The 26574-nt window shown below is 69.4% G+C and carries 29 protein-coding genes and 1 riboswitch; of the genes, 13 read left to right on the plus strand and 16 right to left on the minus strand.

The features are described 5' to 3' along the window. Positions 1 to 185 precede the first annotated feature (185 nt). Genes GV790_RS12970 through GV790_RS12980 form a run of 3 tightly spaced genes read left to right on the plus strand, consistent with a single transcriptional unit; the run spans position 186 to position 2960 of the window. Positions 186 to 1079 carry a metal ABC transporter solute-binding protein, Zn/Mn family gene (locus tag GV790_RS12970; protein ID WP_280213794.1) on the plus strand — a complete coding sequence of 298 codons (894 nt, stop codon included), beginning with the start codon at positions 186 to 188 and terminating at the stop codon, positions 1077 to 1079. 1 nt (position 1080) lies between these two features. Then, positions 1081 to 2094, plus strand: a complete 1014-nt coding sequence (locus GV790_RS12975) for a metal ABC transporter ATP-binding protein (protein ID WP_228815234.1) — start codon at positions 1081 to 1083, stop codon at positions 2092 to 2094. A gap of 29 nt (positions 2095 to 2123) precedes the next feature. After that, on the plus strand, positions 2124 to 2960 hold the full coding sequence (locus GV790_RS12980; protein WP_178127857.1) for a metal ABC transporter permease: 837 nt from the start codon (positions 2124 to 2126) through the stop codon (positions 2958 to 2960). Between the two features lie 7 nt (positions 2961 to 2967). Here GV790_RS12980 and GV790_RS12985 read toward each other — a convergent pair whose 3' ends face one another. After that, positions 2968 to 3627, minus strand: coding sequence for a nitroreductase family protein (locus tag GV790_RS12985; protein WP_228815232.1), 660 nt, complete (start codon positions 3625 to 3627; stop codon positions 2968 to 2970). 68 nt (positions 3628 to 3695) lie between these two features. On the opposite strand from GV790_RS12985, the gene GV790_RS12990 reads away from it, so the two are divergent. Next, positions 3696 to 4118: a winged helix-turn-helix transcriptional regulator gene (locus tag GV790_RS12990; protein WP_163813612.1), complete on the plus strand. Its 423-nt coding sequence runs from the start codon at positions 3696 to 3698 to the stop codon at positions 4116 to 4118. 222 nt (positions 4119 to 4340) lie between these two features. Here GV790_RS12990 and GV790_RS12995 read toward each other — a convergent pair whose 3' ends face one another. Together GV790_RS12995 and GV790_RS13000 are read right to left on the minus strand one after the other, a co-directional pair. Then, entirely contained in the window at positions 4341 to 7529 is a 3189-nt protein-coding gene (locus GV790_RS12995) for an AfsR/SARP family transcriptional regulator (protein ID WP_163813613.1), read from the minus strand. Between the two features lie 166 nt (positions 7530 to 7695). After that, a complete protein-coding gene (locus tag GV790_RS13000; RefSeq protein ID WP_163813614.1) occupies positions 7696 to 9063 on the minus strand; it encodes a serine hydrolase domain-containing protein in 1368 nt (455 codons plus the stop codon). 218 nt (positions 9064 to 9281) lie between these two features. On the opposite strand from GV790_RS13000, the gene GV790_RS13005 reads away from it, so the two are divergent. Both GV790_RS13005 and GV790_RS13010 read left to right on the plus strand, forming a co-directional pair. Then, positions 9282 to 10454, plus strand: coding sequence for an acyl-CoA dehydrogenase family protein (locus GV790_RS13005; RefSeq protein WP_163813615.1), 1173 nt, complete (start codon positions 9282 to 9284; stop codon positions 10452 to 10454). Positions 10455 to 10507: 53 nt separating this feature from the next. Continuing rightward, positions 10508 to 11317 (plus strand): enoyl-CoA hydratase/isomerase family protein, encoded by an 810-nt coding sequence (locus tag GV790_RS13010; RefSeq protein WP_163813616.1) that lies wholly within the window; start codon positions 10508 to 10510, stop codon positions 11315 to 11317. Between the two features lie 78 nt (positions 11318 to 11395). Here GV790_RS13010 and GV790_RS13015 read toward each other — a convergent pair whose 3' ends face one another. The 6 genes from GV790_RS13015 to carD all read right to left on the minus strand — a co-directional run bounded on the left by GV790_RS13015 (position 11396) and on the right by carD (position 15931). Continuing rightward, complete coding sequence (locus GV790_RS13015; RefSeq protein ID WP_163813617.1) at positions 11396 to 11674, minus strand: DUF4190 domain-containing protein; 279 nt, start codon at positions 11672 to 11674, stop codon at positions 11396 to 11398. A gap of 114 nt (positions 11675 to 11788) precedes the next feature. After that, positions 11789 to 12760 (minus strand): 23S rRNA (guanosine(2251)-2'-O)-methyltransferase RlmB, encoded by a 972-nt coding sequence (gene rlmB, locus GV790_RS13020; RefSeq protein WP_163813618.1) that lies wholly within the window; start codon positions 12758 to 12760, stop codon positions 11789 to 11791. Continuing rightward, positions 12760 to 14166: a cysteine--tRNA ligase gene (gene cysS / locus GV790_RS13025; protein ID WP_163813619.1), complete on the minus strand. Its 1407-nt coding sequence runs from the start codon at positions 14164 to 14166 to the stop codon at positions 12760 to 12762. The genes rlmB and cysS overlap by 1 nt, the downstream gene beginning before the upstream one ends. 99 nt (positions 14167 to 14265) lie before the next feature. Next, positions 14266 to 14730 carry a 2-C-methyl-D-erythritol 2,4-cyclodiphosphate synthase gene (gene ispF, locus GV790_RS13030; protein WP_036532498.1) on the minus strand — a complete coding sequence of 155 codons (465 nt, stop codon included), beginning with the start codon at positions 14728 to 14730 and terminating at the stop codon, positions 14266 to 14268. Between the two features lie 2 nt (positions 14731 to 14732). Further along, positions 14733 to 15440 carry a 2-C-methyl-D-erythritol 4-phosphate cytidylyltransferase gene (gene ispD, locus GV790_RS13035; protein ID WP_163813620.1) on the minus strand — a complete coding sequence of 236 codons (708 nt, stop codon included), beginning with the start codon at positions 15438 to 15440 and terminating at the stop codon, positions 14733 to 14735. Between the two features lie 2 nt (positions 15441 to 15442). Then, a complete protein-coding gene (carD, locus tag GV790_RS13040; RefSeq protein WP_011206964.1) occupies positions 15443 to 15931 on the minus strand; it encodes an RNA polymerase-binding transcription factor CarD in 489 nt (162 codons plus the stop codon). A gap of 489 nt (positions 15932 to 16420) precedes the next feature. Here carD and GV790_RS13045 point away from each other — a divergent pair, with 489 nt between their 5' ends. Both GV790_RS13045 and radA read left to right on the plus strand, forming a co-directional pair. Next, a complete protein-coding gene (locus GV790_RS13045; protein ID WP_416381995.1) occupies positions 16421 to 17164 on the plus strand; it encodes a hypothetical protein in 744 nt (247 codons plus the stop codon). A 98-nt stretch (positions 17165 to 17262) separates the two neighbouring features. Next, complete coding sequence (radA, locus tag GV790_RS13050; RefSeq protein ID WP_163813621.1) at positions 17263 to 18633, plus strand: DNA repair protein RadA; 1371 nt, start codon at positions 17263 to 17265, stop codon at positions 18631 to 18633. A 17-nt stretch (positions 18634 to 18650) separates the two neighbouring features. On the opposite strand, the gene GV790_RS13055 is transcribed toward radA, so the two are convergent. Both GV790_RS13055 and GV790_RS13060 read right to left on the minus strand, forming a co-directional pair. After that, positions 18651 to 19319, minus strand: a complete 669-nt coding sequence (locus tag GV790_RS13055; protein WP_163813622.1) for a DUF4232 domain-containing protein — start codon at positions 19317 to 19319, stop codon at positions 18651 to 18653. Positions 19320 to 19441: 122 nt separating this feature from the next. Beyond that, a complete protein-coding gene (locus tag GV790_RS13060) occupies positions 19442 to 20065 on the minus strand; it encodes a carbonic anhydrase (protein WP_163813623.1) in 624 nt (207 codons plus the stop codon). A 101-nt stretch (positions 20066 to 20166) separates the two neighbouring features. On the opposite strand from GV790_RS13060, the gene GV790_RS13065 reads away from it, so the two are divergent. Further along, on the plus strand, positions 20167 to 21078 hold the full coding sequence (locus tag GV790_RS13065) for an A/G-specific adenine glycosylase (protein ID WP_280213575.1): 912 nt from the start codon (positions 20167 to 20169) through the stop codon (positions 21076 to 21078). A 150-nt stretch (positions 21079 to 21228) separates the two neighbouring features. Here the strand turns inward: GV790_RS13065 and GV790_RS13070 are convergent, their stop codons facing one another. Continuing rightward, positions 21229 to 22113, minus strand: a complete 885-nt coding sequence (locus tag GV790_RS13070) for an alpha/beta fold hydrolase (protein WP_280213576.1) — start codon at positions 22111 to 22113, stop codon at positions 21229 to 21231. A gap of 79 nt (positions 22114 to 22192) precedes the next feature. Between GV790_RS13070 and GV790_RS13075 the strand changes: the two genes are divergently transcribed. The 3 genes from GV790_RS13075 (at position 22193) to GV790_RS13085 (ending at position 23723) form a co-directional block, all read left to right on the plus strand. After that, positions 22193 to 22513: an antibiotic biosynthesis monooxygenase family protein gene (locus GV790_RS13075; RefSeq protein WP_163813624.1), complete on the plus strand. Its 321-nt coding sequence runs from the start codon at positions 22193 to 22195 to the stop codon at positions 22511 to 22513. 37 nt (positions 22514 to 22550) lie between these two features. Beyond that, positions 22551 to 22703, plus strand: a riboswitch (cobalamin riboswitch). 31 nt (positions 22704 to 22734) lie between these two features. Beyond that, entirely contained in the window at positions 22735 to 22938 is a 204-nt protein-coding gene (locus GV790_RS13080; RefSeq protein ID WP_014348729.1) for a CbtB domain-containing protein, read from the plus strand. After that, the gene (locus GV790_RS13085; protein ID WP_163813625.1) at positions 22929 to 23723 is read left to right on the plus strand and encodes a CbtA family protein; all 795 of its coding nucleotides are present in this window, start codon (positions 22929 to 22931) and stop codon (positions 23721 to 23723) included. Before GV790_RS13080 ends, GV790_RS13085 begins: the two co-directional genes overlap by 10 nt. Positions 23724 to 23876: 153 nt before the next feature. On the opposite strand, the gene GV790_RS13090 is transcribed toward GV790_RS13085, so the two are convergent. The 4 genes from GV790_RS13090 to GV790_RS13105 are packed head-to-tail and all read right to left on the minus strand — an operon-like array spanning position 23877 to position 25864. Further along, positions 23877 to 24320 (minus strand): OsmC family peroxiredoxin, encoded by a 444-nt coding sequence (locus GV790_RS13090; RefSeq protein WP_163813626.1) that lies wholly within the window; start codon positions 24318 to 24320, stop codon positions 23877 to 23879. Positions 24321 to 24380: 60 nt separating this feature from the next. Beyond that, positions 24381 to 24836 carry an SRPBCC family protein gene (locus GV790_RS13095; RefSeq protein WP_163813627.1) on the minus strand — a complete coding sequence of 152 codons (456 nt, stop codon included), beginning with the start codon at positions 24834 to 24836 and terminating at the stop codon, positions 24381 to 24383. A 60-nt stretch (positions 24837 to 24896) separates the two neighbouring features. Beyond that, positions 24897 to 25217, minus strand: coding sequence for a DMT family transporter (locus tag GV790_RS13100; RefSeq protein ID WP_163813628.1), 321 nt, complete (start codon positions 25215 to 25217; stop codon positions 24897 to 24899). Next, on the minus strand, positions 25217 to 25864 hold the full coding sequence (locus tag GV790_RS13105; RefSeq protein ID WP_163813629.1) for an FMN-dependent NADH-azoreductase: 648 nt from the start codon (positions 25862 to 25864) through the stop codon (positions 25217 to 25219). Before GV790_RS13105 ends, GV790_RS13100 begins: the two co-directional genes overlap by 1 nt. 109 nt (positions 25865 to 25973) lie before the next feature. Between GV790_RS13105 and GV790_RS13110 the strand changes: the two genes are divergently transcribed. After that, the gene (locus GV790_RS13110) at positions 25974 to 26573 is read left to right on the plus strand and encodes a TetR/AcrR family transcriptional regulator (protein ID WP_163813630.1); all 600 of its coding nucleotides are present in this window, start codon (positions 25974 to 25976) and stop codon (positions 26571 to 26573) included. Position 26574 lies beyond the last annotated feature (1 nt).

Genomic DNA, 26574 nt, shown 5'->3' on the forward strand with positions numbered 1-26574 from the left:
GTGGTCGGGCTCGTGCCAGCGCCGCTGCACCGCCGAGACCATGGCGTGCACCAGCTCCCAGTCCTGATCCGGCAGCGCGATCCGCGTCCGGGGAACACAGATCACACGGATTCGGTTCGTATCCGCAGAAACGCCCTGATAAAGTAAAACGGAAACGATTTCCATTAAGCTTTCCGGGAGCCCGCGTGAGAACCAGATCTGCCACCACCTTCGCAACCGTCGCGGTGGGTCTGGCGACCGCGCTGAGCCTCACGGCCTGCGGCACCGGCTCCGACGACGCGTCGGGTAAGCCGTCGGTGGTCGCCTCGACCAATGTCTGGGGCAATATCGCGGCTACCGTCGCCGGGCCCGACGCCGAAGTCGAATCGATCATCACCGACCCCGCCGCCGACCCGCACTCGCATGAGACCTCGGCCATCGAATCGGCCGCGATCACCGACGCCGATCTGGTGGTCTACAACGGCGGCGGCTACGACGAATTCATCGAGAAGGCCATCGAGGGCACCGGCAAGCGCACCGTCGACGCCTTCGCCTCGCGCGCCGAGGACATCCGCGACGACGAGAACGAGCACGTCTGGTACGACATCGACACCGTCGCGGTGGTCGCCGACCAGATCGCGAATGCCCTCGGGGAGATCGACCCCGACCATGCCTCCGGATACACCGACCGCGCGGCAGCCTTCAAGGACAGCCTCAACGGCGTGCGTTCCTACACCACGCCGGCGCGCACGTCGGACCCCGGCGCCCCGATCGTGCAGACCGAACCGCTCGCGCACTACCTGCTGCTCGACGCCGGCGCCAAGGACGTGACACCACACGAGTACCAGGAAGCGATCGAGCAGGAAACCGATCCGGCCCCGGCCGCCGTCGCCGCCACTCGCGATCTGATCACCGGCAAGCAGGTGCGCGCCATGGTCTACAACGTGCAGACCGAGGACAACACCAGCAAGGAACTACGCGCCCAGGCCGAGGCGGCCGGTATCCCGGTGATCGAGGTGACCGAAACGCTGCCCGCCGGGGTCGACTACGTCACCTGGCAGACCGACAACGCCCGCGCCATCGCCTCGGCACTGGACTGATATGCGCGCCGAACGTCGGGTCGAGCGGGCCGAGCTGGTGGACACCGGCGAACCGGAAGTGGCCGGTTCGCCGGTCGAGACCGCGGTACCGGGCGGGACCACGGCGCCGGTCGACCGGTCCGCGCCCGTGGCCGCACCGCCGGAACGCACCGCCCCGGCCACGCCGGCGATCAAGCTCGATTCGGCACGGCTGTCGTTCGGCGATCGGACACTGTGGCAGGGGCTCGATCTGGAGGTGGCGCCCGGCGAATTCATCGCGATCCTCGGGCCGAACGGATCGGGTAAGACCTCGCTGCTGAAAGTGCTGCTCGGACAACTCGGCTTGAGCTCCGGCAGCGCCGAGATCGCCGGGGTTCCCGCGCGGGCAGGGCATCCGGATATCGGCTACATCCCGCAGCAGAAGACCATCGATGCCGGGGTGCAGTTGCGTGGCACCGATCTGGTCGGGCTCGGGGTGGACGGGCATCGGTGGGGGTTGGGCTGGCGCACGCGCCGCGAACGTAAGCGCAAGGTCGCCGCGGCCGTGGCCGATGTGGGCGCGCAGGCGTTCGCGGACGCGCCGTTGGAGAGCATGTCCGGCGGCGAGCAGCAGCGGCTGCGAGTGGCGCAGGCCCTGGTCGGCGATCCGCGCGTATTGCTGTGCGACGAACCGCTGCTGAGCCTGGACCTGGCGAACCAGCGGCTGGTGTCGGAGCTGATCGACCGGCGCCGCCGCACCCACGACACCGCCGTGCTGTTCGTGACCCACGAGATCAACCCGATCCTGCCGCTGGTGGACCGGGTGCTCTACCTGGTGGACGGCAAGTTCCGGATCGGCACCCCGGACGAGGTGATGACCTCCGAGGTGCTGTCCGAGCTGTATCAGACCGAGGTGGATGTGCTGCGGGTGCGCGGCAGGCTGGTGGTCGTCGGTACCGGCGACACCATGGACGCGCTCGGCGCCGCGGGCGCGCACTGCCACGGCGATCCCGGCACGCCGCACCCGGCCCCGCGCGATAGTGAGGCGCGTGCGTGAACGACAAGCTCGCCGACGTGCTGGCGAAGATGTTCGACTTCTCCACCACCGCGCATCTGCTGTCCTACGACTTCGTGCAGCAGGCGGTGATCGCCGCCGCGCTGCTCGGACTGCTGGCCGGGGTGATCGGGCCGTTGATCATCAGCAGGCAGATGTCGTTCGCCGTGCACGGCACCAGCGAGCTGTCGCTGACCGGTGCGGCGGCGGCGCTGCTGGCCGGTATCGGTGTCGGGCTCGGCGCCATCGCCGGGTCAGTGGTGGCGGCCGTGCTGTTCGGGGTATTGGGAACGAAAGCGCGCGAACGTGATTCGGTGATCGCGGTGGTGCTCTCGTTCGGCCTCGGGCTCTCGGTGCTGTTCCTCTGGCTGGGCCCCGACCGTGCCGGTTCGAAGTTCTCGCTGCTGACCGGGCAGGTGGTCAGTGTCGGCAACAGCGGGCTCGGGCTGCTCGCGTTCTGCACCGTCGGCGTGCTCGCTGTCCTGGCGTTCGTCTACCGGCCCTTGCTGTTCGCCAGCTCCGACCCCGAAGTCGCGGTGGCGCGCGGAGTGCCGGTGCGTGCGCTGTCGATCGTGTTCGCGGTGCTACTCGGCATCACGGCGGCCTTCGGCGTCCAGATCGTCGGGGCGCTGCTGGTTCTGGCCCTGCTGATCACTCCAGCGGCCGCCGCCGCGCAACTCACCGCGAGTCCGGCTCGCGCCACCCTGCTGACGGTGGTGTTCGCCGAAATCGCGGCCGTCGGCGGCATCCTGCTCTCGCTGGCGCCCGGCGTCCCGGTGTCCACCTTCGTGACGGGACTGTCGTTCCTGATCTACCTGGTGGCCCGACTGGTGGGCACCCGGCGACGCCGAGCCGCCAGGGCGGCCTGAGGGCTCGTCAGCGCCGGTGGTCGCCCGGCGATCCGTACGACTCGTGGAACACATTGCGTTCCCGAGCCCGACGGCCAGGATGGCGCCGCTCCTCCGCCGGATAACCGATGGACATCAGCAGGGCGATGGCCAGATCGTCACGGTCGTCGATGCCGATCACCTTCTTCACCGCGGCCTCGTCCCAGCCGTTCATCGGTGACGTGGCGAATCCCATCTCCGTCGCCGCGAGCATCACATAGCTGGCCGCGATCATCGCGTCCTTGATCGCGTACTCGCGCAGCAGGCCACGCTCCTCGAGGTCGGCCTGGAAGGCTTGCGATGCCGCGGAGAACATCGTGACGAACTCGTCGTTCCACGCTCCATTGCGGCGAGCCTGCTCATAGACGTCGCTGTGGTCCTCGCGCCAGGACAGCGGCTCGGCGACGAAGACCAGCATGAGCGGGGCCTCCTGTGGCTGTGGTTGACCACCGGTGGCCCAGGTCAGGCCGGCCCGGCCTTCGGCACTGGTGACGGCGACGATGGACCGGTCCTGGAGATTCCAGCTGGTGGGTGCCTCGATCGCGAGAGCGAGGAGTGCGTCGAGCGCGGCCGCGGGGACTGCCTCGGGACGGTAGTGGCGAACGGTACGGCGGGTGCGGATGGCTTCGGCAACAGACATGGTGTGCATGCCACTCACTATTGGAGAGTGACTCGCCATTGGGAAGAGGGCACTAATTGGTGCGTTACTCTCCTTTCATGGAGACCATTGTGGAGTCCTCCGGGCTGCCGGCCGACGTCTTCTCGGCGAAATGCCCCACCCGCCAGGTGCTGGATCACATCGCAGGCAAGTGGACGATCCTCGTCGTGGACGCCCTCCTCGAGGGCACCATGCGCTACACCGACCTGAGCCGACGCATCGAGGGCGTCTCCCAGAAGATGCTCACCCAGACCCTGCGCAGCCTCGAAGGCGACGGTTTCATCACGCGCACCGTCCACCCCACCATCCCGCCCCGAGTCGAGTACGACCTCACGCCGCTCGGGCGCAGCCTGGCCGAACCCATCACGGCGCTGCGTCGATGGACGGAGAACCACATCAACGAGATCGAGCAGGCACGCAGCCGAGCGCAGGACCGAGCGGTATCGGTACTCGAACCGGCGCCTCCATCGTCTGCCGAGTGATCGGCACCCGCCGCCGGAGCTGCCGCTTCCGCGCCCGCCACCGAAGCTGCCCAGGGCGCGTTCGGCGATCTGAGCGGCGCTCGTCGGCCGGGCGCCGGTCTGTGCGCGGAACGTGGGCCGGCCGGTGTCAATCGCTGCCGGCCCGGGAGCCCGGGGGCCGCCGCGTCATGCGTGATCGAGCTGCCGGGTGCGCCGGGCAGAATTCGGCCTGCCCGGATCGCGTCAACCCAATTGCGCGGCGGCTTCATCGCGCGACATCTCGGCGCCTCGCCGGTAGGCCTGGTGGAAGGCGCTCTCGCCGAGTTCGGCGATCAAGCCGGCGATGAGGGTGGCCAGGAGGGGCTCGCCCGCGTCGAATGCGCCTCGGATGGATTCGCTCATGCCGAGCGCGGTGGCGGCGGATTCGGGCGCGTTCTCGGCGGCGCGCAAGTGCGCGAGTAGTTCGGCGGCCTCGGCTGCGGCGGCGGTGGTTCCCCAAGCCAGGCAGGCCGACAGGGCCTGCGACCAGAAGCCCCGGGCGCCGGCCGCGTCGCCGGCCACGAGCCGGTTGGCCATGCGGGCTCGGGCCACAAGGCCTGCCGCGACGGCTGTGGGGAGCTGGAGGCGATCGGTCAGGGGCGCCAGGCGATCCACAGCGGCGTCGGCGGCGGCCGGATCACCGCAGCGGCGATGCCATTCCGCGACGCTGAACAGGATTTCGGCCGCGGCGCGGCGGTCGCCCAGCTCATCGGCCTGCCTGCGGGCCACCTCGAGATCGCGCCAGGCGCCGGGTAGATCGCCGGAGCGCATGCGTTCGGTGATGAGGGCGGCCCGGCAGTGGAAGAGGTCGGCGGCATTCAGTTCCGCGCTCAGCGCCACACCGCGTTCGAAGGCGGAGATGGCCTCGGCGCTGCGTCCGCGCAGGGAATGCTCCTGGCCGATGGCGAGCAGGGCCATGCCCAGGCCCCAGCGGTCACCGACCGATGCGAATTCCGCCAGCGCCGCCGCGCGTGACTCGGCAGCGGTGAGCCCGTCGCGCACGTGGCCATGAACATCGCCGGCCTGGACCGTACGCCGGTCCGGATGAAGTTCTGCCCGGGCCGAATGGGCATTCGCGCGCACCCATGGATCCGGCGCGGACGAAGCCCGCGCCAGCAGCCGGTCACCGAGGGCCGGGTCGCCCGCCGCGTACGCCAACCGCGGCGCGAGCAGCAGCACCGCGGGATGGAACTCGAGTGCTCCGGCCGCTTCGGCTTTCGCGATCAGGTCCAGGACCGGCAGGTCGCGGTGGACCGGGGTGCCCGCGAACAGCCGGATCAGCGCGAATGCGGCAGCGGTGCGCTCGGGCAGTTCCGGTTCTCGCTGCCGCAGCCTTTCCAGATGGGAATCGAAATGGGTGCTCATCCCGCGAATTCCCCAGTACCAGAACATCACTGCGACGAAATCGGCCGCCCGCTCGGCATCGGCGCCGTCGAGAGCGTTGCGTAGCGCCGCGAGCAGGTTGTCGTGCTCGGCGTCGAAGCGGGCGATGGCTTCGAGCTGACCGCGGGAGCGGAGCACGGGTTCGTGCGTTGCGGCCAGTTCGAGGTGGTACGCGACGAACGCGTCGGCGATATCGTCGCCGGAGCGGTCGAACTGCTCGATCGCGTACGCGCGGATCGTCTCCAGCATGCGATAGCGCGGATCGCTGTCATCGGACAGCTGCACCATCGACTTCTCCACGAGCGCACGCACGGTGCCGAAGATCTTCGCAGCAGGCAACCGCGCGTCGGCGCATACCGCCTCCAACGCCGCCAGCGTGGCACCGCCGGGGAACACGGCCAGCCTGCGGGCCAGGATTCGCTCGGGTTCGCTCAGCAATTCCCAGCTCCACTCCACCAGCGCGAGTAGGGTGCGCTGATGCGGCAGCGCGGTCCGGCTGCCCGCTTCGAGCACGCGGAACCGGTCGTCGAGACGATGCGCGAGCTGCTGGATATTCATCGAGCGCAAGGTGGCGGCCGCCAGCTCCAGGGCCAGCGGGAGCCCGTCGAGGCGGCGACAGATCTCGGCGACCGCACCGGCGGTGGTCGCATCCAGGGCGAATTCGCTGCGCACCGCGACAGCGCGATCGACGAACAGCCGCACCGACGGCACCGCAGCCAGCGCGGCGGGATCCAGCACGTCCACCGCGTCTCCCGGCACACCCAGCGGCCCGAGATAGAGCAGCGATTCACCGGTGAGGGCGAGTGCTTCGCGGCTGGTGGCGACGATCCGCAGATCCGGCAGGGCGGCCAGCAGCCGGTCGACGAGCTCGGCGACGGCGTCGAGCACGTGTTCGCAATTGTCCAGCACCACAATCGCTTCGCCCACGTCGAGCGATGCGATCACCCGCGCCGTCGGCGTGGACGGGCCGCCCTCGGGCGGGCGCACCTCATGGGGTCCGAGCGCGCCGAGCAGCGCCTCGATCACCTGATCGGCGTCGGCGGCACCGGCCAGCGACACGAACCACACCCGACCGCGTTCGCCCGCGCGGTGTCGCGCCACTCCCTCGACCGCCAGCCGGGTCTTGCCCGCACCGCCCGGCCCGACCAGCGTGATCAGCCGGGCATCGGCCAGGCGCAGCGCGAGCCGTTCCAGGTCTCGGTCCCGGCCGACAAAGCTGGTGAGCCGCAACGGCATCCGGCTCGCCGCGCGCCCCGATCCGGTGACAGGCCTGGGTAATTCACCGCGCAGCAGCGCCAGATGGGTCTGCTGCAATTCGGCCGAAGGATCGACACCCAATTCCGCGGCGAGCGATTCCCGAGTCCGCTCGTAGACCGCCAGCGCGTCGGATTGCCGCCCACTCGCGGCCAAGGCGCGGATCCGCAAGGCGGCCAGCCGTTCACTCAATGGCCTTCGCGCACCGGCGGATTCGAGATCGGCGAGAATCTCGCCTACCCTGCCTGCCCGCAACTGCGCGTCGAAGTGTTCCTCCTCGGCGGCGGCGCGCAGCTCGTGCAGCCTGCTCGCGGCGAGCTCGGCGAACGGTGCGGCGGACAGGTCGGCCAGGGCCGGACCGCGCCACAGTGCGAGCGCGGCGGCCAGCGTGTCGGCGGCGGCCTCGGGTTTGCCCGTCGCCAGTTCGCGCCTGCCCCGGCCGAGCGATTCCTCGAAGCGGAACGCATCGACGTCCTCGGCCCGCACGCGCAACCGGTATCCACCCGCCGCCAACTCGACCACCCCCGGATCCGGCATGGCCCTGCGCAACCGGGAGACCAACGCCTGCAACGCACCCGCCGCATCGACCGGCGGCTCGGCGCCCCACAGTCCGTCGATCAGGCCATCGACGGACACCGTGCGCCCACCCTCCAGCGCCAACCGCGCCAACAGCATGCGCAACCGCAGACCACCAATAGCGATCGGCTCCCCGTCATCGGTGTGTGCGGTGAGGGGGCCGAGTACTGCGATACGCACGCGCTCAGCATTCCAGACGCCGGCGCGGGCCTTCAGCGCATCGCGCGTCGGCTCCGGCCGAATGCGGCGTGGATATCGCTGGAACGAAGGCCCGCGCAGTATGCGGGCAACCCTTCGACGCCGATCAGCCCGGCCCGCACAGCGGACCGGGCTCTCCGGCGACCCTCTACGAGACGCGGCCGAACAACCGTCCCGCGAGGTCGACACCGATCACCGCACCGTCGGCGTCCCTGCTGAAATACCCGCGCTGACCCTCGAACGCCCCCGCCGTCACGATGTACTCGTCGCCGGGCAGCAGGCCGAACGGGAACGGCTCATGGTCGGCAGGCATCTCCTCCTCCGACGCCGCGCGCAATTCCGGCTTGATCAGCACCTCGAGGGTCAGGCCGGCGCCGTCGGTGGTGATGTCGAAGGTCATCGCCTCGCTCTCGTAATGGCCCACGACCTCGGCGGCGCGCTCGCCGTCATAGGGCAGCGGCTCCGGATCGCGGTCGATGATGCCGAGGTAGTGCTCGAGCGCCCAGCGCATGATCGCGCGATTGCACGGGATGCCGTCGGGGTTCGCATTGCTCATCACGACCAGCGCGAAATTGCGTTCCGGGACCAGCAAGAGTTCGGAGAACTGCCCGAACCCGGAACCGCCGTGCCCGGCGGTCTGCACACCGTCGACCTCGCGCAGGAACCAGCAGATCCCCATGGCGTCACCGAGCGAGGTGCCGCGCAGGGTGACGGTCGGTCGGCGCATCGAGCGCAACACCTGCTCGGGCACGATCACGGTGCCGTCCGCGGCCCGGCCGTCGCCGAGGTGGAAGCGCGCCCATCGCAACAGGTCGACCGCCGGGGCCGCCAACCCGCCGCCCGGGTTGTTGGCCCGGCCGGGCTTCCACCGCGAGACGACGGCGAGCGCGCCGTCGGCGTCGAATTCGTGGCCGACGGCGAATCGGCGCAGCATCGCCTCACCGGTGCTGAGCACACTGTTCGTCATACCGAGTGGAGCAAGCACCAGTTCGGTGACGGCCTGTTCGTAGCTCTGGCCGGTGACCTGCTCGATCACCCGGCCGAGCATGTTGTACCCACCCTGGCTGTACGAGGACCGCTCCCCCGGCTCCCCGATCAGCGGCAGCTCGGCCATGGCGGCGGTGAATACGGCCAGCGCGTCGTCGCCCTCACCCGGCTCGATCAGATGATTCCAATCCAGGCCCGCGGTGTGGTTGAGCACCTGGGCCACGGTGATGCGGGCCGCGGCCGAATCCTCGGCGACGGTGAGTTCCGGCAGGTAGCGGCGCAGCGGCGCGTCGAGTTCGACCTTGCCGTCGGCGACCAGGCGCATGAGCGTGGTCGCGGTCAGGGTCTTGCTCACCGAACCCAGTTGGAACAGGGTGTGCTCGTCGACCGGCAGCGGGTTGTCGAGGCTGGTGACGCCGTACGCGGCGAAGATCTCGGTGCCGTTGACCCATACCCCGGCGCTCACACCGGGCATGCCGAACTGCTCCGCGATGGTGGCGACGGCTGTGGAGAACGCGTGGTCGGACATTGTCGATCCCTTTCGTTGGCTGCGGCTCGCGGCTCGAGGTCTGGTGCCTCGCCCGCTGTGCCGATGACGTTGCCCGCCGCCGCTGACAGCGCACCGACAGAACGCCGACAGCCACTGACAGCCCGGTCCATCCCCCATTTGATGGCGCCCGCCTTCAGTCTGGGTGCCGCCGTTTCGTATGCTCATCGCATCTGCCGCCGACCGAATGGTGACCACTGATGATCGACTTCAGCATTCCCGCCGACCTCGCCGCCGAACGCGATCGGATCCGCCGGTTCGTCATCGACAAGATCGTGCCGTTCGAGCGGGATCCACGGCTCACCGCGCACGGCCCGACCGATGAGCTGCGGCAGGAACTGGTCGAATTGGCCCGCGCGGAGAAGCTGCTGACCATCCAGGCTCCCGAGGCACTCGGCGGGCGCGGGCTCACTCACGTCGAGCAGGCGGTGCTCTACGAGGCGGCGGGCTGGTCCACCCTCGGCCCCATCGCGATGAACTGCGCCGCCCCCGACGAGGGCAATATGTTCCTGCTGTCCAAGATCGCGAACCCGGAGCAGACCGAGCGCTACCTGATGCCGGTGATCAACGGCCAGCAGCGTTCGGTGTTCGCCATGACCGAACCCGGCGGCGCGGGCTCGGACCCGAACCAGCTGGCCACCACCGCCACCTTCGACGGCGAGAACTTCACCATCAACGGCCGCAAATGGCTGATCACCGGTGCGAACGGCGCCAAGACCTGGATCATCATGGCCCGCCTCGCGGAGAACCCGCACCTGCCCGCCGGGCCGACGCTGTTCCTCACCGACGGCGATCAGCCGGGCATCGTCATCGAACGCACCATGAACACCATGGACCGCAACTACGTCGCCGGGCACGGCGTGGTGCGCTTCGACCAGCTGACCCTGCCCAAGGACGCGCTGCTCGGTGAGGCCGGACAGGCGTTGCGCTACGCCCAGCTGCGGCTGGCCCCGGCCCGCCTCACCCACTGCATGCGCTGGCTGGGGGCGGCCGAGCGGGCGCACAGCATCGCGGTCGACCACGCCAAGACCAGGACCGCGTTCGGCAAGACCATCGGCGAACACCAGGGCGTGTCGTTCATGCTGGCCGACAACGAGATCGCGCTGCACCAGTGCCGGTTGACGATCTGGCATGCCTGCTGGCTGATGGATCAGGGCGAGAAGGCACGGCATGAGAGCTCGGTGGCCAAGGCCTTCGTCTCCGAGGAACTGTTCAAGGTCACCGATCGCTGTGTGCAGGTGCTCGGCGGCATCGGCATCAGCGACGAGACCGTGGTGGAGATGATCTTCCGCGATATGCGCGCGTTCCGGCTCTACGACGGCCCGACCGAGGTGCACAAGTACGCCATCGGCCGCAAGATCCTGCGCCCCTGAGCACCCCGGCCGAGCGCCCACCGGGCGGGGCGCGGTCGTCTACGATCCAAGACATGAGTTCGGAACTGCTCGTCGATGTCTCCGCGGGCATCGCCGTCCTCACCCTGAATCGCCCCGCCCAGCAGAACGCCTTCACCCCGGCGATGATCGCCGAACTCAGCGCGGCCTTGCAGCGCTGCGATATCGAGGACGCCATCCGCGTCGTCGTCATCACCGGCACGCCACCCGCGTTCTGCGCGGGCGCCGATCTGTCCGACCGGGTCGGCGAGGTGACCGGCACCATCGACCCGCCGCCGTTCCGGGTGCGCAAACCGGTGATCGCCGCCGTCAACGGGCACGCCGTCGGCATCGGGCTGGCGCTGGCGCTGCAATGCGATCTGCGCTACCTGGCCGACGACGCGGTGTACGGGCTGAGCCAGGTGCGTCGCGGCGTCCTCGCCGACGGTTACGCGCACTGGACGTTGCCGCGGCTGGCCGGCCTGGCCAATGCCGCCGACATCCTGCTCACCGGCCGCACCTTCGACGGCGCGGAGGCCAAGGCGATGGGCCTGGCCAATGCCTGCCTGCCGGGCGGTGAGGTGCTGCCGACGGCGTTGGCGGTGGCGCACGATATCGCCAATGGTTCGGCCCCGCTGACGGCCGCGCTGTCCAAGCGGCTGCTGTGGGAGAGCATGGATATGGCGCCATCGGTGGTCGGGCGACTGGAGTCCGAGCTGAATCAGCACGTCGCCAAGAGCATCGACGGTGGCGAGGCGATGACGGCGTTCCGGGAGCGGCGCCAACCGGAGTGGTCCGGTTCGATCTCCGAGGAATGGCCCGCGTGGGATAACCCCGACGAACCGGAACGGCCGAGCCTGCGCTGACCGGATCGGGCGGTGGGCCAGGGCCCGCCGCGCGCCGCTCGGGTCGATGATCTTGCCCGCGCCTCGCTCCGGCCGCGGCTAGGCGTTGCCGCCGAGCAGGATGAGCAGGAACAGCAGCGCCCAGATGATCATCATGATGGTGCCGATGACGCCGAGGATGTAGCCGACCATCACCTGCGCGCGGCCGCTCAGCGCGCCGTGGGAATCGTTGATCTGGTCGAGCGCCTGTTTGCCCAGCGCCCAGGCCACCGGCCCGAGGACCCCACAGCACATCAAACTCACGGCGCCGAGCACCAGCACCATGGTCGCCCGCGGGTGCTCGATCGTCTGACCGATGGGCTGATTGGGTATCACCACGAGCCGAATTGTACGGGGGTAAGGCGCCTTTGCGCGTTCTTTACCGGGTGTCGCGGCCGCGCGGCGTTTCGTGCACGCGCCCGGACGAGCGTGTCCGCCCGGGCACGGTCGGTCTCAGACCCGGCGCTGACGGGCCACTTCGGCGAGCACCACACCCGCTGCGACGGAGGCGTTGAGCGACTCCACCGGACCCGCCATCGGGATGCTCAGAATCGCGTCACAGCTCTCGCGAACCAGTCGCGACAGGCCCTTGCCTTCGGAACCGACCACGATCACCGTCGGCGCGGTGCCGTCGAACTCGTCGAGGGTGGTGTCGCCGCCGGCGTCCAGGCCGACGATCTGATAGCCCTTGGCGGCGAAATCCTTCAGCGTGCGAGTCAGATTGGTGGCCCGGGCGACGGGCAGCCGGGCCGCGGCACCGGCGCTGGTACGCCAGGCCACCGCGGTGACGCTGGCACTGCGCCGCTGCGGGATCACCACACCCTGACCGCCGAAGGCGGCGACCGAGCGGATCACCGCGCCGAGATTGCGCGGATCGGAGATATTGTCCAGCGCCACGATCAGCGCGGGCTGCCCCGAATCGCGGACCCGTTCGGCCAGATCGTCGGGGTGGGCGTAGCGGTAGGGCGGCACCTGCAGGGCCAGGCCCTGGTGCAATCCATTGGCGCTGAGCCGATCCAGATCGGTGCGCGGAACTTCCAGAATGGAAATGCCGGTGTCGGCGGCGATCCGGACGCTCTCGGTCAGCCGCTCATCGTTCTCGGTGCCGACCGCCACATACAGCGCGGTCGCGGGTACCCCGGCGCGCAGGCATTCGACGACCGGGTTGCGCCCGAGCACCATTTCCGGCCCGTCATCGCTCTTGCGACCGGCCGTGCGGGTCTGGCGGCCACCCGAAGCCGCTTGCGCCGCTTTGGCTTTCGCCGCGGCGCGCTTGGCCGCCGGATGGTACTTGCGCGCCTCGGCGGGCGGGGTCGCGCCCCGGCCCTCGAGCCCGCGCCTGCGCTTGCCGCCGGATCCGACAACCTGGCCCTTCTTGGTTCCGCCCTTGCGGACAGCGCCTCGGCGCTGCGAATTGCCTGCCATCAGTCGGCCTTTCCTGGCTGTGGGGTGACCAGCGACCATTCCGGGCCGTTGGGGGTATCGGTGACTTCGACACCCGCGGCGTGCAACCGGTCGCGCACCGCATCGGCGGTCGCCCAGTCCTTGTCGGCACGCGCCTGCTGACGCCGTTCGAGTTCGGCGGTCACCAGCACATCGAGCGCGGCGGTCGCGGCGGAGGAATCACCGGGGGTGTACCACTGCGGATCCAGCGGATCGACCCCGAGAATGGCCAGCATGCCGCGCACCTGGCTCGCATGCTCACGCGCCGTCTCCAGCACACCGGCGTCGAGCGCCTTATTGCCTTCGTGCACCACGTGGTGGATCTCGGCCAGCGCCTTCGGCACCGCGAGATCCTCGTCGAGCGCTGCGGCGAAGGCGTCGGTCCATTTGCCGACCGGCACGTCACCGCCGCGTTCGACCACCCGCTGCACGAAAGCCTCGATGCGCTGGTAGGTCTGGGCGGCGTCGTGCAGGGCCTTCTCGGAGTACTCCAGCATCGACCGGTAGTGCGCACCACCGAGGTAGAACCGCAGCTCCACGGCCCTGACCTGCTTGAGCACATTCGGCACCGAGAGCGTATTGCCCAGCGACTTGGCCATCTTCTCGCCGCCGAGGGTGACCCAGCCGTTGTGCAGCCAGTACTGGGCGAAACCGTCACCGGCCGCCTTGGACTGGGCGATCTCGTTCTCGTGATGCGGGAAGACCAGATCCATTCCGCCGCAATGGATATCGAACGAAGAACCGAGATAGAACTCGGCCATCGCCGAGCATTCCAGATGCCAGCCGGGACGGCCGGGCCCCCACGGCGACGGCCAGGTGGGCTCGCCCGGCTTGGCGGCCTTCCACAGGGTGAAATCGCGCGGATCGCGCTTGCCCTCGCCCGCGCTTTCGCCCTGGTGCACGTCATCGAGGCGGTGCCCGGACAGCGCGCCGTACTCGGGGAAGCTGACCACATCGAAGTAGACGTTGCCCGCCGAGGCATAGGCGTGCCCGCGGTCGATCAGCCGCTGCATGAGCTCGACCATCTGGGTGATGTGGCCGGTGGCGCGGGGCTCCGCCGAGGGCGGCAGCACACCGAGCTGCCGATACGCCTCGTCGAAGGCGCGTTCGTGGGTCGCGGCCCACTCCCACCACGGACGGCCCGCGGCGGCGGCCTTGTTCAGGATCTTGTCGTCGATATCGGTGACATTGCGGATGAACGCGACATCGTGGCCGTTGGCGGTGAGCCAGCGACGCAGCACGTCGAAGGCGACGCCGCTGCGCACATGTCCGATGTGGGGTTCGCCCTGCACGGTGGCGCCACACAGGTACACCGAGGCATGGCCGGGGACCAGTGGCGTGAAATCACGCATGGTCCGCGTCTCGGTGTCGAATAGGCGCAGAGTCACGGCAGTCGATCCTAGCTGGTATATGGGGTTGCGCTGCGGGCGGAGTATCGAAGTTCCGACAGGTCCCGGCCGGTACGGCGGGCGGTCGGCGAGGCTGGACTAACGACAGTGCAGCAGTGCGGTCGCCATGGCGGCGACGCCTTCACCGCGTCCGGTGAGCCCGAGACCGTCGGTGGTGGTGCCCGATACCGAGACCGGGGCGCCCAGCAGATCGCCGAGCACCTGCTGCGCTTCGGCCCGGCGCGGACCGATCTTTGGGCGATTGCCGATCACCTGGACCGCCGCGTTGACCACGTCGTATCCGGCCTCGTCGAGGAGTCGGCGCACTTCTTTCAGCATGGCGGCGCCGGAGACGCCCGCCCATTCCGGGCGGCCGGTGCCGAAGACGGCGCCGACATCGCCGAGCCCCGCGGCCGAGAGCAGGGCGTCGCAGAGGGCGTGCGCGGCGACGTCACCGTCGGAGTGGCCGGCGCAGCCATCATCGCCGTCGAAGAGCAGCCCGGCCATCCAGCACGGGCGGCCGGGTTCGATGGGATGGACATCGCTGCCGATGCCGACGCGCATGGTCATCGGACCCCCGCCGTGGGTAGTTCGGCGCCGGCAAGTACGGCCTCGGCCAGGCGCAGGTCGAGCGGGGTGGTGATCTTGAAAGCGAGCGGATCGCCCGGCACCGTGCGGACCGGATGGCCGAGCCGTTCGACCAGCCCGGCGTCATCGGTGGCGGCGACGTCGGCGGCGTAGGCGGCGCGCAGCAAATCGGCCGCGAATCCCTGCGGGGTCTGGATGGCGCGAAGGCCCGATCGGTCGGGCGTCCCGGTCACGATGCCGTGCTCGTCCACCGATTTGACCGTGTCGACGACCGGTAGCGCCGGCACCACGGCCGTATGCCCGGCGCGCAGCTCAGCGGCCACCCTGGCGATCAGCTCGGGCGGGGTGAGCGCGCGGGCGGCGTCGTGAACGAGGTAGTAGGCGGCCTGCGGAGCGGCGGCGATTCCGGCGCGGACCGAATCGGTGCGTTCGGCCCCGCCGACGACGACGCGGACCGGCGCGGAGGACGGCAGGAGGGCAACTGCGGTCTGCACCAGTTCGGCCGGAACCATGACAATTATCTCGTCCACGGCATTCGAGGCGAGCAGCCCATCGACGGCGGATCTGAGCATAGGTGTACCGCCGACCGCGACGAACGCCTTGGGTGTCGATTCACCCAAGCGCACGCCACGGCCGGCGGCAGGCACCAACGCGACCACGCGGCCGCGGCCGTCAGAGCTGTTCACGGTCAGGAAGCCGCTGCGAGAACCTCGTCGAGCAGCGTCTCGGCCTTGCCGTCGTCGGTTCCCTCGGCGAGCGCGAGCTCACCGACGAGGATCTGCCGGGCCTTCGCCAGCATCCGCTTCTCGCCCGCGGACAAACCGCGGTCCTGCTCCCGACGCCACAGATCGCGGACGACCTCGGCCACCTTGTTCACATCGCCGGAGGCGAGTTTCTCCAGGTTGGCCTTGTAGCGGCGGGACCAGTTGGTCGGCTCTTCCGTATGTGGCGCACGTAGCACCTGGAAAACCCGATCGAGACCTTCCTGCCCGACGACGTCGCGGACGCCGACGTATTCCGCATTCTCTGCGGGAACCCGAACAGTCAGGTCACCCTGGGCGACCTTCAGGACCAGATACTCTTTCTGCTCACCCTTGATGGTGCGAGTCTCGATAGCTTCGATCAGCGCCGCTCCGTGGTGGGGGTAAACGACGGTGTCTCCGACCTTAAAAATCATGTGTCCCGTGCCCCTTTCGATGTTCACAGTTTAACATGCGGCTCGATAACGGCGCGATCAACTGTGCAGGTCAGGGCCACAACGGGCCGACCTCGGGGCTTGACAGAATCTGCGCGATGTGCATTGCGTTGCGCCAGAACGAGTTACCTCCTGGCACTTCCAGCGCCGGGAAACCCAGCGGGACAGTAGCACTGCGCACAGCCGCGCGCACAACCGCGAATCGTGATCACCCCGAGACAACGCTTCCGCGCGTCGCCCGTGGCGCCCCGCGGGCGGGCGCGCCGCGACGGGCGAGCTTCCGCTTTCAGGCGGAACTCGCGCACGCGCGCTGCCGGGCGCACCACCGCACGCACCTACGCGCGGCCCGGCGCACCCGCCTCCGCGCCCAGGCGATCCGGACCCGACACATACTCCCCGCGCGCCCGGTACTCCCGGCCAACTACTACAGTCCCTAGTTGGAGTGAGCCCGCTCGACATGGAGGACAACCCGTGACTGCCCTGAAAGCTGTGACCGCCCCGGCGGCAGGTACGACCCCGCGGCGTCGCATGGCGATGGTTGCCGCCCTCGCGGCCGGCGCGGCGCTCGCCCTGACCGGCTGCAGCGCCGGCCAGATCTCGCAGACCGCCGACCAGGTGGCCGCGATCAACGGCAACCATGCCGACGTCGGCAAGATCTCGCTGCGCAACGTGCACATCGTCTACCCGCCCAGCGGCGAGCACACCAATGCCACGGGCGGCAAGGCCGTGCTGGCGCTGTCGTTCGTCAACACCAGCGAGACCACCGCCGACGAGCTCACCAAGATCAGCACCGATCTGGGCGAAGTGAAGATCACCGCCCCCGGTGGCGGTTCGACGCTGAAGCTGAAGCCGCAGCAGACCGTCGTGGCCGCGGGCGCCGACGCCACCGCCGCCGCGGGTGAGCACGGTTCCTCCGACGAGCACGGCAGCTCCGGCGAGCAGCACGGCACCGAGACCACCACCGCCGCGCCGACCACCACCACCGCTGCTCCGGCCGCCGCCGAGGGCGAGGACCCCGAGGCCGATCCGGCGCGCATCGAGATCACCGGTCTGACCAAGGACATCACCCCCGGTCTCACCTACACCGTGACCTTCGACTTCAAGGAGAACGGCACCGTGCAGATGCAGGTGCCGGTCGACGCGGGCACCGTGGCCGAGCGCCACGAGTCCGACCTGTCGCGCGCCAGCGAAGGCGGCGCCAAGGGCGGGCACTGAGCCCCGATCCACAGCGCAACGGCCGTCGCATCCTCGGATGCGGCGGCCGTTCGCCGTTGCGGGGCGGCGGTGTCGGTGCGGATGCGTAGGGTGCGCGTGTGGCGAAGAGTAAGCAGGTGTTCCAGTGCTCCGCGTGCGGGCACGAGGTCGCCAAATGGGTGGGCAAGTGCCCCGACTGCGGCGCCTGGGGCACCGTGGAGGAGATCGCTCCCTCGGTGGCGGCGCCCGCCGGGCGGCGGGCCATGCTGCCGAGTACGGCCGCCTCGCCGATCTCGCAGGTCGATTCCCAGCTCACCGCGGCTCGGTCGACCGGTGTGGCGGAGCTGGACCGGGTGCTCGGCGGTGGCGTCGTCGCCGGGTCGGTGGTGCTGCTGTCGGGCGAGCCGGGGGTCGGTAAGTCGACGCTGTTGCTCGAGGTGGCGCATCGGTGGGCCGCCGCTCGGGACGAGCGCGCCCTGTACGTGACCGCCGAGGAGTCGGCGGGGCAGGTGCGGTTGCGGGCCGACCGCACCGGGGCGGTGCACGAGCGGGTGTATCTGGCGGCGGAATCGGATCTGTCGATCGTGCTCGGACATGTCGAGCAGGTGCGCCCGACGCTGCTGGTTGTCGACTCGGTGCAGACCATGCTCGCGCCGGACACCGATGGCGTGATCGGCGGCGTCACCCAGGTGCGCGCGGTGACGGCGGCGCTCACCTCGCTGGCGAAATCCAGTGGAATCGCCGTGCTACTGGTCGGGCACGTCACCAAGGACGGCGCAGTCGCCGGCCCGCGCACCCTCGAACACCTGGTGGATGTGGTGTTGCAGTTCGAGGGCGACAAGAACTCCACCCTGCGAATGGTGCGCGGCATCAAGAACCGCTTCGGCAGCGCCGACGAGGTTGGCTGTTTCGAACTGCACGACGATGGCATCACCGGGGTGGCCGACCCGTCGGGGCTGTTCCTGCACCACCGCACCGATTCGGTGCCGGGTACCGCGGTCACGGTCGCGCTCGACGGTAAGCGCCCGCTGGTGGGCGAGGTCCAGGGCCTGACCGTGGACACCCAGGTGCCCGCGCCGCGGCGCGCGGTGAGCGGACTGGACTACAACCGGGTCGCGATGATTCTGGCGGTCTTGCAGAGCCGTTGCGGGTTCTATGTCGGCAAGCAGGACATCTATGCCGCGACCGTCGGCGGTATGCGATTGGTCGAACCCGCCGCCGATCTGGCGGTGGCGCTGGCCATCGCCAGTTCCGCGCGCGATACCGCCATCGAACCCGGCTGGGTGATCCTCGGCGAGGTGGGCCTGGCCGGCGAGGTGCGCCGGGTCACCGCGACAGCCCGGCGCCTCGCCGAAGCCGAGCGGCTCGGATTCACCACCGCGATCGTGCCGCCGGGAACCGATGCGAAATCGACGCCGATGAAGTTGATCGAGGCGACGTCATTGCGCGGCGCGATCCGGATGGCCGGCCTCGGCAAGGGCAAAGGCTGACCGGTGGTGCCGAGGGCCTAGGCGATGTTGAACGGCTCCGGCGCACTGCGGATCGCGCCCAGTTGCGCCACCACGGTGTACGCGCCCGCAGGAACCTGCACCCGCTCCCCCGCGCATTCCGGCTGCGAGGTCGCGCCGGTCCAGGTGACGGTGAAGGCGGCCTGCTCGCCCGGCTGCAAGGTGCGGACATCGGGCTCGCCGTCCGGATAGCAATCGGTGCTTGCCCACAGCCGCCGCTGGCCGTCGAGGGTGTGCACGGAGACCTGCTGGAGGCCCGAACCCGTATCGCGGGTGCAGGGATCGGCGGAAATATTGGTGATGACGATGCCGAAGACCGGCTGCTCACCCACCCGATAGGTGGGCTGGGCGACCGTCACCTTCACCGCGAGCGACTGATCCGAGCATTGACCGGCCGCTACCGGCGCGCCGCTGCTGGGGGTGCCGGAGCCGGACGGCGTGGACGATTCGGCCGCGGCTTCCTTCTTCGTCGAAGCCTGCCCCGCCGGCTTGTTCGTCTCGGTCGACGACGTCGCCGCCGCCTGGGTATCGCCGGGCGAATCCCCGCCCCGCGATACCGCGACCACCAGCCAGATCACCAGCACGAGCGCGACGACCAGTACGCCGATGGCAAAAACACGTCGCCGCCAATAGATCTCCGGAGGCAGCGGTCCATTCGGTTCCAGCACGAGTCAACGGTAAGCGCACCGCTCGGCACAGCAACTCAGGGGCACGGCGTGTCGGGGCGTCAACCGTGTCGACGACGCCCCGTGCACCCACCGAGAGCTGGGCGTATGTGAGCGTTCGCGGCTCAGGCGACCTCGCCGATGTCACCGAGCGAGCTGTGCAGCTTGGCCCTGCCGTCGGCCAGGGTGTAGGTGACGCACGCGATCGCGAGCTGCCCGCTGGCGACCCGGTCGGCGATGATCGACGAACGCTGACGCAGCAGTTCGGCGGTCTCCTGGACGTGGCGCGCTTCGAACTCGTCGACGGTGGACAGTCCTTCGCGGCGACCGAGCAGCACCGACGGGGTGACGCGCTCGACCAGACTCCGGATGAACCCGCCGGGGACCTCACCGCCGTCGAGGGCGTCGAGGGTGGCCTTCACCGCACCGCAGCTGTCGTGGCCGAACACCACGATCAGCGGCACGTTGAGGATCTGCACGCCGTATTCGATGGAGCCGAGCACCGACGAGTCGACGACGTGGCCTGCCGTGCGCACCACGAACATGTCGCCGAGGCCCTGGTCGAAGATGAGCTCGGCGGCCACCCGGGAATCACCGCAACCGAAGAGGATGGCGGTCGGATGCTGACCGCCGACGAGCTTGGCTCGATCCGCGGCGCCCTGATTAGGATGCAACAACGTGCCGTTGACGAAACGGTCGTTGCCGTCGCGAAGGGATTTCCAGGCGCTGATCGGGTTCGACTGAGGCATGTGTCCATTTTGCACAGATCGTGTGTTACCGACGAGTCGGTTCCCGTTACGGGGCCGCTAACACCGTCTGGCCAGGCCCGAACGAACGCGGTGAGCAGCAGGTGAGGACGACGCCCGAGACAGCGACGGTGGACCCGGACGCCCTACTGGACTGGTACCGGGCCACCGCGCGAGATCTGCCCTGGCGCCGGCCGGGCGTGAGTGCCTGGCAGATCCTGATGAGCGAGATCATGCTCCAGCAGACACCGGTGGCGCGAGTCGAGCCGATCTGGCGGGAATGGGTGGCGCGCTGGCCGGTGCCCTCGGCCATGGCGGCGTCCTCGCAGGCGGAGGTGCTGCGGGCCTGGGGCAAGCTCGGCTATCCGCGCCGTGCGCTGCGGCTGCACGAATGCGCGCGGGTGCTGGCGAGCGAGCACGGTGATCGGGTGCCCGAGGACGTCGAGGTGCTGCTCGGCCTGCCCGGCATCGGCGATTACACCGCCCGCGCCGTCGCGTGTTTCGCCTATGGGCAGCGAGTTCCGGTGGTGGACACCAACGTTCGCCGGGTCGTTGCCCGCGCGGTACACGGGCGCGCCGATGCGGGTAATCCTTCGGCGAGGGATCTGCGCGAGACCGAGGCGCTGCTGCCCGCGTCGGTGCCGAGGGCCGCGACCTTCTCCGCCGCTCTGATGGAACTGGGCGCGCTGATCTGCACCGCCCGCTCCCCCGGCTGCGACAACTGCCCACTGCCGCGGTGCGCGTGGAACGAGGCGGGCAGGCCCGCTTCGCAGGTGGTGCGGCGCACGCAGAAGTACGAGGGCACCGACCGGCAGGCCCGCGGCCGGCTCATGGACGTGCTGCGTGATGCGGCCGGGCCGGTGGAACGGGTGCGGCTCGACATGGCATGGACCCGGGACCCGGGCCAGCGTGACCGTGCCCTGGATTCGCTGCTGGTGGACGGGCTGATCGAGCAGACCGCCGACGGGCTGTTCGCGCTGGCGGGCGAGGCCGGGCACCGCGAGCCCGGGAGCTGAGTTCGCGCACGAACCCGAGAACCGGGGCCGGCCGACGCCGAGCCAAGAGCCTGACTTGCGTTCGCCGACGCAAACCCCTGAGCCGGGCTCGAGCTCGCCGATACGAATCGGGGCCGAGCCGGCCGAGTGGAGCCCGGTCCGAGTTGACGCTCAGCACGTCTCGGTATCGGTCGCCGCTCTCGAATTCCCTGGGCCGACCGCCCGTTCGCCCGCATTGTGCGCATCATCGACGCGACCATGCGCGGCAGTCCGAGTCCTCGCGGTGCAGTCGACGGTACCGTTCGATCCCTCGGTCCCGAGCACCCCGCCGAGGAACCGGGTCACCTCCGCCCGATAACGCTCGGGCTGATCGTCGTGCACCAGGTGGCCCGCGTCGGGGACCAGCACGTATTCGGCCCCCGGATGGACCTCCGCCATGGCGCGCATCTGGCCCGGCGGGGTGATGGTGTGTTCGCCCTCGATCAGCAGCGCGGGCACGCGGATCGTGCGCCACTGGGCCCAGAAATCGCGCGTGCCCCATTCCTCGGAGATGTCGCGGAAGGTGGAGACCGAACCGTGCAGCCGGTAGCCGTCGGGGCCGTGGTCGAAGGAGGCGAGGAAGTAGCGTCCGGCGACGGGGCCGAAGAAGTCGAGCACCGCCCGCTCGTCCGGGAACGGCTGCGGCCAGGCCTCGATCATGGCCGCCCAGTGCGCGGCCGTTCGACCGGTGAAATCCGGGGCCATATCCTCGACCACCAGCGCTTTCACCCGTTCGGGGAACTGCGCGGTGAACATCCAGGCGTGCAGCCCGCCCATCGAGTGCCCGATCACCACCATCGGCTCGGCGATGGGCGCGGTCGCGGCGGCCAGATCGGCGACGAACGCCTCGGTGCTCAGTTCGGCGGGGGCCGGCCTGCCGTGCCCGGCGGCGTCGAAGGTGTAGACGTGGCCGAAGCCGCGCAGCCAGTCCAGGTGATCGCGCCAGGTGCGGGCGCTGCCCATCAGGCCGTGCAACAGCAGCAGCGGCGTGCCCGTCCCGCCTTCGTCGTACAACACGTCCGCGATTGTGCCGCACCCATCGGTGATACCGGTCGCACCCGGCCGCGGTCGCGGGACAAGGGGGCACAATCGTGGCATGTCTGTTGTGAAGATCAATGCGATCGAGGTTCCCGAGGGCGCGGGCCCCGAGCTGGAGAAGCGGTTCGCCCACCGGGCACACGCGGTGGAGAACTCGCCCGGCTTCCTAGGTTTCCAGCTGCTGCGTCCGACCGCGGGCGAGAACCGGTACTTCGTGGTGACGCAATGGGATTCGGAAGAGTCCTTCGCCGCCTGGCGCGACGGCCCGGCCCGCGAGGCGCATGCGGGCCAGCAGCAGAAGCCGGTCGCCACCGGTGCCTCGCTGCTCGAATTCGAGGTCGTGCTCGACGTCGCGGGCAAGGCCGCCTCCGCGAGCTGACGCCCTATTCGCCACGGCAGCCGTCGCCATCCGATATTGACGACGGCCGCCGCGGGGTGTCACAGTTCGAGGGACAAACGCGTAGGTGACGCGGGAATCCGGTGCAAATCCGGAGCGGTCGCGCCACTGTGTTCCAGCCACCGGGTTCGGTGCCGGAAAGCCAGACACCGGCACCTTCGCGACCACTTCGACGGGACGCGTTTATCCCAAGGAGGACTGCAATGGCCTTCGTGCACACCCCTGGCGTATCCGCCCGGGTCACCGATTCCCTGGCCACCGTGCTCATCACGGTCGGTGTCGTTCTGCTCGCTCTGCTCACCCTCTACCTGGTCGGATTCGATCAGGGCGCCATCTCGCGCAGCGGGATGTTCATGCATGAGCTGATGCACGACGGACGCCACCTGCTGGGTCTTCCGTGCCACTGATCGGAACTCTGCGCACCCTCTTGCTTCGTGGTCTGCTGGCCGGCCTGATCGCCGGCCTGCTGGCGGGCACCGTCGGCTATTTCGTCGGCGAGCCCAAGGTGGAGGCGGCCATCGCCATCGAGGAAGCCGGCGCGGCCGCCGAATCCGGCGGACATTCGCACGGCGAACAGCCCTCCGCCGGTCACTCCCATGGCGACGAGGAAGAACCGCTGGTCAGCCGTAGCGGCCAGAAGGCGGGCCAGTTCCTCGCGCTCGGGCTGGCCGGGATGGCGTTCGGTGCGATCTTCGGTGCCGTCGCCCACGTCGCGCGGCGCTACACCGCGCTGTCGGGGCCGAAGCTGGCCCTCGGGCTCGGCATCGGCGGCTGGGCCGCGATCATCGCCGTGCCGTTCTTCAAGTACCCGGCCAACCCGCCTGCGGTCGGCGATCCGGAGACGATCAACGACCGGACGCTGCTGTGGCTGGCGGCGGTGCTGCTCGGCCTGGCCGCCGTCGGGGCGGGCGTATACGTCTGGAAGCTGCTGGCCGGCCGCCCGGATACCCTCCGGCTCACCGCGGGTGTGGCCGCCTTCGTGCTGCTCACCACCATCGGCTACATCGTTCTGCCGGGCGTGAACGAGGTGGGCGCCGACTTCCCGGCGAGCCTGCTGTGGGAGTTCCGGATCTCCTCACTCGCGGTCTCGACGACGCTGTGGGCCTGCCTCGGCCTCGGCTACGCCATGCTCACCGAGTTCGCCGGCCGCACCGATGCCCCGGTGCGAGAGGCGGCTACCGCCGCGGGCTGATCCCGCATCGAGAAGCACACAGGACAGTGTCGGTATCCGTGACCGGCACTGCCTTTTCGCCGGAGGTTCCGGGCTTCCCGATTCGGGGGTGCGGCCTTCGCGCCGATGGCCGCCCAGGCTTTCCGTTGCGGAATGGACCCGGGCGGTGCCGACTCACGACTCCAGTGCGGCGTCCAGGGTGATGTTGTCGACCCCGGCGAGGGCCTTGCTGACCGGGCAACCGGCCTTGGCGGCTTCGGCGGCGGTGCGGAAGCCGGCCTCGTCGAGACCGTCGACGCGGCCGCGGACGGTGATCTTGATTCCGCTGATGCGGAAGCCGCCCGCCGGATCCGGCCCGAGGGTGACATCGGCGGTGACGTCGAGGCTGCGCGGGGTGGCGCCGGCATTGCCGATCTCGGCCGACAACGCCATCGCGTAGCAGGACGAATGCGCGGCCGCGATCAGTTCCTCCGGGCTTGTGGTGCCCTCGGCGTTGTCGGCGGCCCGCTTCGGGAACGACACGTCGTACTTGCCTGCGCCCGAGCTGGCCAGCTCGACCTGTCCGGTGCCGTCCTGCAGGCCGCCGGTCCATGCGGTGCGCGCGGTACGTGTGGGCATCACAGTCCTTTCCACGATCGGTTTGTCGGTAGGTTCTCCGCTCGAACCTACCCGCACCGCTCAGACCGCGGCGGAAGTTCGTTTGTCCAGCTGCTCGAGGACGGCGGGCCACGCGGCGCGATGCCGATCGCAGGCTTCCTGGTTCGGGAACCCGCTGTGCCGCAGCTTGATTCGAATGCCGCGTGGCTGTTTCACGAATTCCACCCGGACCACGGTCTCCGCACCCTCGGTGCCGCCCGCGCCGGTGACCCAGGTCAGCTCGATGCGGCGGTCCGGCTCGAGCCGAAGGAAGCGACCGTAATGCGGGACGGGCGTGCCCTGATTGTCGGCTTCGAAGTAGAAGGGTTCACCCACCTGCGGGCGCATGCGAACCGATTCGGGGATCGCGAACCAGATATCGAAGCCCTGGGTCCAGGCCAGGTACAACAATGTCGGTGACGCGGTCATGACCCGTTCGACGGTGAGCTCGTGAGGCCGTGCCGACAGGTCCGGATAACGCACATGCTGATCGACCATCAGACCGACCTTACCCGCGCGCCCGGGCCCGTCCGACCGTTTGCGGCAGCGGTGATCCGATCATCCGTGATCGGTCATCTTGGCCAGCACGATCCCGCCGACGATCAGCGACAATGCCACAAATCTTCCCGCGCTCAACGGATCACGATGCACGGCCACGCCGAGCACGACGGCCCCGACCGCGCCGATTCCGGTGAAGACCGCGTACGCGGTGCCGACCGGCAGCGTTTGCATGGCCCGCGACAACAGGTAGACCGCGAAGGTCCCGAGCGCGAAGCACAGCAGGGTCGGCAGCGGGCGGGTGAAATTCTCCGTCGGCTTGATGGACTGCGACCACGCGATTTCCACCAGCCCCGCGAGGCCGAGGATCAACCAGCTCATCAGTACCGCCCGGCCAGCTCACGCACCGTTTTCAGGGCCAGGTCATAGGAGCGCTCATGATCGGCGCGCAGGTGCGCAAGGCCCGGATCGAGCCGGGAATTGGCCAGCTCGGCATTCACGAACACCGCATCGCGCACGGCGAAATGACCGGCGAAGAAATCGCGCAGAAAGCGTTCCTGATGGTCGTAGCCGGCCTTCGGTGAACCGGGCGAGTAGGCCCCACCACGCGCGCTGGTCACCACGAACCGCCTGTGGCCCAGTGACATTCGCGGGAACGCCACCTGATCGATCCAGGCCTTCAGGACGGCCGGGATCGAATAGTTGTACATGGGCGTGCCGATCAGCACGACGTCGGCGGCGAGTAATTCCTCGAGCAGTGGCCCGGTGACGGACCAGGCCGCGCGCTGGGCCGGCGTGTGCGCCAATTCGCCGATGCGCTCCAGCTCGGTACTGCCGTTGGCCAGCACGAGATCGCACAGTTCGGTCCAGCCCTGGTCGATGAACGGCACCGGATCCAGTGCGAGATCGCGGTAGCGGTAATCGCCGTCCGGGTTGCCCGCGCGCCACTCGGCGGCGAAGGCAGCGCTCAGGCTGCGGCTTATCGATGGGTGGCGAGCGCTCGCATCGAGGTGCAACAGGGTGGTCATCGACATCCTTCCGATCAAGCGGACATTGTGTCCACTTACCTACGACGCGACTGTAGGGCAAAAGTGGACAGCTTGTCCACATAATCCTGGATCGGCTACAGTCGCGGGCATGGATTCCCCTGCCGACCTGCTGGCCGGCGGTGCGGGCAGCGCTCCCGTCGAGCGCGCCGACGCCGCCCGCAATCGGGCCAAGGTGCTCACGGCGGCGGCCGAGCTCTTCGCCGCGCGCGATCCGCGCACGGTGACCATGGACGACATCGCCAAGGCCGCGGGCGTCGGCCGCGGCACCCTGTACCGCCGCTATCCGGATACGCATTCGATCGCCGTCGCACTGCTCGACGAACACGAACGGGCCCTGCAAGAACAGCTGGTGCGTGGCGCCCCACCGCTCGGCCCCGGCGCACCGCCGGCCGAACGGCTTGCCGCCTTCTACGCGGCCATGGTGGAACTGCTCGACACCCATTCCGGGCTGGTGCTCGGCGCCGAAACCGGCGGCGCCCGCTTCACCACCGGCGCGTACGGGTTCTGGTTCGCGCATGTCCGTGCGCTACTGCGGGCTGCGGACGTGCCCGACCCCGACGCCATGGTCGACCCGCTGCTCGCACCGCTGGCGGCCGAGGTCTACCAGCAGCAACGCGCACGCGGCTTGGCCCCGGCACAGATCGCCGGGGCCTTGCGGCAGCTCGCGCACGCCCTGCTCGGGCGCTGAG

It is taken from the genome of Nocardia cyriacigeorgica, from assembly GCF_010858045.1.
GTDB lineage: Bacteria > Actinomycetota > Actinomycetes > Mycobacteriales > Mycobacteriaceae > Nocardia > Nocardia cyriacigeorgica_E.

Excerpts from the sequence above, each read along its gene's own strand:
- ispF (WP_036532498.1), bottom strand. The coding sequence starts at position 14,730 with ATGCGCGTCGGCATCGGCAGCGATGTCCATCCCATCGAACCCGGCCGC.
- GV790_RS13010 (WP_163813616.1), top strand. The coding sequence starts at position 10,508 with ATGAGTTCGGAACTGCTCGTCGATGTCTCCGCGGGCATCGCCGTCCTC.
- GV790_RS12985 (WP_228815232.1), bottom strand. The coding sequence starts at position 3,627 with ATGCACACCATGTCTGTTGCCGAAGCCATCCGCACCCGCCGTACCGTT.
- GV790_RS13090 (WP_163813626.1), bottom strand. The coding sequence starts at position 24,320 with ATGCCCACACGTACCGCGCGCACCGCATGGACCGGCGGCCTGCAGGAC.
- GV790_RS13105 (WP_163813629.1), bottom strand. The coding sequence starts at position 25,864 with ATGACCACCCTGTTGCACCTCGATGCGAGCGCTCGCCACCCATCGATA.
- GV790_RS13080 (WP_014348729.1), top strand. The coding sequence starts at position 22,735 with ATGGCCTTCGTGCACACCCCTGGCGTATCCGCCCGGGTCACCGATTCC.
- GV790_RS13060 (WP_163813623.1), bottom strand. The coding sequence starts at position 20,065 with ATGCCTCAGTCGAACCCGATCAGCGCCTGGAAATCCCTTCGCGACGGC.
- GV790_RS13095 (WP_163813627.1), bottom strand. The coding sequence starts at position 24,836 with ATGGTCGATCAGCATGTGCGTTATCCGGACCTGTCGGCACGGCCTCAC.
- GV790_RS12980 (WP_178127857.1), top strand. The coding sequence starts at position 2,124 with ATGTTCGACTTCTCCACCACCGCGCATCTGCTGTCCTACGACTTCGTG.
- GV790_RS13075 (WP_163813624.1), top strand. The coding sequence starts at position 22,193 with ATGTCTGTTGTGAAGATCAATGCGATCGAGGTTCCCGAGGGCGCGGGC.
- rlmB (WP_163813618.1), bottom strand. The coding sequence starts at position 12,760 with ATGGCAGGCAATTCGCAGCGCCGAGGCGCTGTCCGCAAGGGCGGAACC.
- GV790_RS13005 (WP_163813615.1), top strand. The coding sequence starts at position 9,282 with ATGATCGACTTCAGCATTCCCGCCGACCTCGCCGCCGAACGCGATCGG.
- GV790_RS13100 (WP_163813628.1), bottom strand. The coding sequence starts at position 25,217 with ATGAGCTGGTTGATCCTCGGCCTCGCGGGGCTGGTGGAAATCGCGTGG.
- GV790_RS13110 (WP_163813630.1), top strand. The coding sequence starts at position 25,974 with ATGGATTCCCCTGCCGACCTGCTGGCCGGCGGTGCGGGCAGCGCTCCC.
- GV790_RS12990 (WP_163813612.1), top strand. The coding sequence starts at position 3,696 with ATGGAGACCATTGTGGAGTCCTCCGGGCTGCCGGCCGACGTCTTCTCG.
- carD (WP_011206964.1), bottom strand. The coding sequence starts at position 15,931 with ATGATTTTTAAGGTCGGAGACACCGTCGTTTACCCCCACCACGGAGCG.
- GV790_RS12975 (WP_228815234.1), top strand. The coding sequence starts at position 1,081 with ATGCGCGCCGAACGTCGGGTCGAGCGGGCCGAGCTGGTGGACACCGGC.
- GV790_RS13000 (WP_163813614.1), bottom strand. The coding sequence starts at position 9,063 with ATGTCCGACCACGCGTTCTCCACAGCCGTCGCCACCATCGCGGAGCAG.